The organism is Bullifex sp. (genome assembly GCF_034103065.1).
Taxonomy (GTDB): Bacteria; Spirochaetota; Spirochaetia; order Sphaerochaetales; family Sphaerochaetaceae; genus Bullifex.
In genome coordinates, this window is record NZ_JAXEGN010000256.1 from 1 (window position 1) to 3789 (window position 3789).

Annotated in this window: 3 protein-coding genes; 1 reads left to right on the forward strand and 2 read right to left on the reverse strand. The window is 25.5% G+C overall.

The window, feature by feature from the left end:
* A partial coding sequence (locus SOY52_RS09780; RefSeq protein WP_320848772.1) for a ParA family protein occupies positions 1-149 on the reverse strand: 149 nt, incomplete at its 3' end.
* A 110-nt stretch (positions 150-259) separates the two neighbouring features.
* Here SOY52_RS09780 and SOY52_RS09785 point away from each other — a divergent pair.
* A complete protein-coding gene (locus tag SOY52_RS09785) occupies positions 260-505 on the forward strand; it encodes a NifU family protein (RefSeq protein WP_414429607.1) in 246 nt (81 codons plus the stop codon).
* Positions 506-2885: 2380 nt separating this feature from the next.
* Here the strand turns inward: SOY52_RS09785 and SOY52_RS09790 are convergent.
* A partial coding sequence (locus SOY52_RS09790) for a DNA gyrase C-terminal beta-propeller domain-containing protein (RefSeq protein ID WP_320848771.1) occupies positions 2886-3789 on the reverse strand: 904 nt, incomplete at its 5' end.

Here is a 3789-nt window from a genome sequence, read left to right on the forward strand (position 1 = left end):
ACAGAACCAGTCAGGTTACCCTGAGAATCGAAATCTACTAGTAAAACTTTATATCCAAGTGCAGCAAGGGATGAGCCAAGGCTGACACATGTAGTAGTCTTACCAACACCACCTTTTTGATTTAAAAAGATTATTTTGTGCGCACTCATAAGATAAATATAGTAGTTATCAAGAAAATTGTCGACAACTTAAAAAGAGTTTGACCACATAACAAATTATGTAGTATTTTATTGATAGTAAAGTATATGGAGGTTCTCAAATGGCAGAAATGACACTTGAAGAAAAAGTAATCGATGCTATCAACCAGATTAGACCATCACTTCAAAACGATGGTGGAGATATTGAATTTGTAAGCATGGATGGTAAAAATATATCCGTAAAGTTACTTGGTGCATGTGCTGGTTGTCCAATGTCTCAAGCAACTCTCAAAAATGGCGTTGAGAAATATCTCAGACACGTATTACAAGATCAAGAAATTGTTGTTGAAAATTCACTTCAATTTTAATCTTATAAAAAAAACAATCACTTATAATAATCTGCTCTAAAATGGAGCAGATTTTTTTTGTTTCACGTGAAACACACAACAAATAACCTCAAAGACAAGAATAAAAACAAAACAAATCACTATATAATCAATAAAAACAATAAAATAGTAATAAAAACTAATAACTTTTAATATATTTAATTTATTATAACATAATAAATTAAAACCGCTATATAATAACTTATGACATATCAAATAACACTAAATAATTAATCTAGAGGGTTTGTTACACTCATTTATTCGAATATTGATAAAATATAGTTAAACTCAAACTTTAAGCTAATTTTTTGAGTGTAACCATTAAATTCAAGAATTTTACTCATTTTTTTCCTCTGTTACACTCAATTTTTTTATTATAAATGTTCCTTTACTTAGGTTTATAAATTAAAAATAGACTTTACTATTACATAAACAGATTAATATTCTCACAAATTCACTATTCAAATAATATAATCTCATAATAACAATATTTATTGTTTTATATTCAATAATAAAAACTACTACCCTACCAGGTGCAAATATTTATTTAATATAATTCTAAATCAAATAAATCTAGATCTTTTTCCATTAATTATAATCAATAATTAAACTTTATTTTTTCCTGGATATTATTTTTACGTAAAAGTTTTTTAAAAGAAATTGTTTCACGTGAAACTAATAGTAAATTTAATTATTTATTTTCATCATATATTCATTAATAAAACCTCATTCTTTTAATGATTAAAGCAGTTTTAAAGTTTAATATAATGTTACTTGGAAAATCTTTTATAACTATTTGAAATTTATAATTCTTAGAAATATTTTTTACTATAATTATTATTTTTGTAGATATAACAAATAATATTATTACTAATTCAAAAGCACCTTACCGATTTTCCTAAATCTTATTTAATTAATTTTTTTTCATTTTAATTATTCAAAAAAAAGAAGTAATGTTATCCCTTAATTCTATACTTGTAAGCATTTAATAAACTAATTCATTATTACTAAAAATTTCACGTAACAAACACCAGTGTTACATACAATAAGTATACTCAATAGCTGATAACAACAATGATATTATTACCAATGTAAACCAATCGTGATTTTATTTATCAGGAATATTTAAACTTTAAAAATAATTATACAGATAAAGAACAAACATAAAAAGTTATTTTAATTAATCTTAAAAACTAGGCTATACTGTCTATTTTTCTTTAAATAAAAACACAAGTATAAAAGAAGCAATCAGAATTATCAAAAAAAATACTATAATTAATGATTTGAATGATTACAAAGTAATAATTTCTTTTAAAGAAAAAAGTAAAAAAAGCTATAACAAGCGAAAAAGAACTCATATAGAGTCCTTTTTCGGGAGATACTCAACTTTCGCCTCGCATCAATTCAAATATAGCATCTAAGGATTTTGCAGGCAATACAAATAAAGAAAGTAGAAATCTTCCTCTGGAAAGCATATTAATTTAAACTACTTTATTAGATTACTAATTTAATATTATAGCTGCATTTTTAATTAACTTAAAATAATACAAGTTTTTATCTACCTAAAAATACTATATTTAATATATATTAATACTTTTAATTAAATTATATGATCTAAATTTAGATGCTAAATATGTAAATACTATTACCTTAGTATTATTTATTAAAAGATCCTAACATAACTATTCAAGAAAGAAAAATAATCACCACCAAAAGTAATAATTAGCAAAACAAAAAATATTGATTGATAAAATAGATTTAATTTTACAATCAGTTTTTTTTTATTTATTAATCTTTTACTAAGAATAATTGATATCAATAATGTTATGCCATAATATAGTACCCAATACATAATTATTGATGATTATTTATATATTTTATTATTATTTAAAAAATCCATAAATGACTACTTTTTTATTTTTATTATTCTACTGTTTCACGTGAAACCATTATCTATGAATAAGCATTAACACATTATACTAATAAATTCTGTTTCACATGAAACATTCTTTTTTTTAGTTTTAAGACTTGTGAGTAATTATCTTTTATTATTCTAAATATTCTTTATATTACCAGGCTTTTGATAATTATTGTTGCGTAATTGCATTTAATACTTACAAAGATAAATTTACTTGGTTATTTATAATCAATTTTTCAATTCTATTATTTTTTTCCAAAAACCTCATTTAAACGCGTAAAACGGCCTTTTTTACTCATTTGATTCTATATATAGAAACAGTTACATGTAGATTTATAACCACTTTTATTGTATTTATTACAATAATAAATTATGATTTTTTGAGCAAAAAAATAAGCTGCCAGCGATTTATAACTGACAGCTTAAAGAATTATTTAGATATTTTTATTCTTCTGTTGACTCTATTTCTTGAATAGCTTCATTTTGTGTTGTTTCAGATACTTCTGGTGTCTGTTCTTCTTCCTCAGATTCTTCTTGATACTCTGTAGCAGCCATTGCAACGATATAATCGTCTTTCTTCTTAAATGAAGCAACTTTTACACCCTTTGCTGTTCTGCCTTGAATTGAGATATCCTTAACATGCACGCGAATTGTCTGACCATTTAGAGATACAAATACGACATCATTATCATCATTTACTGCAAGCGCATTTACAAGATAACTTGTTTTATCATCGATTGAGTAAATCTTCTGTCCCATTGTAGCTCTACCATGAGCATTGAACTCTTCAAATCTTACTTGCTTACCTTTACCATTTTCAGTAACCATAAGAATTCTCTTACCTTCTTCAACTCTTACAAGTCCGATGATTTCATCATCATCAAGAAGTTTCATTGCTCTTACGCCACGTGTAGATCTTCCCATTGTTCTGATTGCATCAGATGAAGTTCTTAATCCCTTACCTGTTTTTGAAACAATCATAACATCGTCACCTTCATTTACGAAGATAGACTGAACAAGATTATCACCCTCATCAAGAATAATAGCCTTAACACCACGCTTTTTAGCATTAACGAAAGCAGAAAGCTCAACCTTCTTAGTTATGCCATACTTGGTAATCATCATTAGGTATTCATCATCTTTGAAATCATCAAAACAAATAATAGAAGTAATCTTTTCTTGATTTTCAATTTGTAAGAAGTTCTTTATGTTTGCACCCTTTGAATTCTTAGCACCTTCAGGAATTTCATAAACATATGTGTAATATGCCTTACCAAGGTTTGTAACATACATTACGATATCATGGCTTGATGCAATAAATAAGTGTTCGATAAAGTCACCATCAGTG

Coding starts and splice junctions, on each gene's coding strand:
- SOY52_RS09785 (WP_414429607.1), top strand. CDS start 260: ATGGCAGAAATGACACTTGAAGAAAAAGTAATCGATGCTATCAACCAG.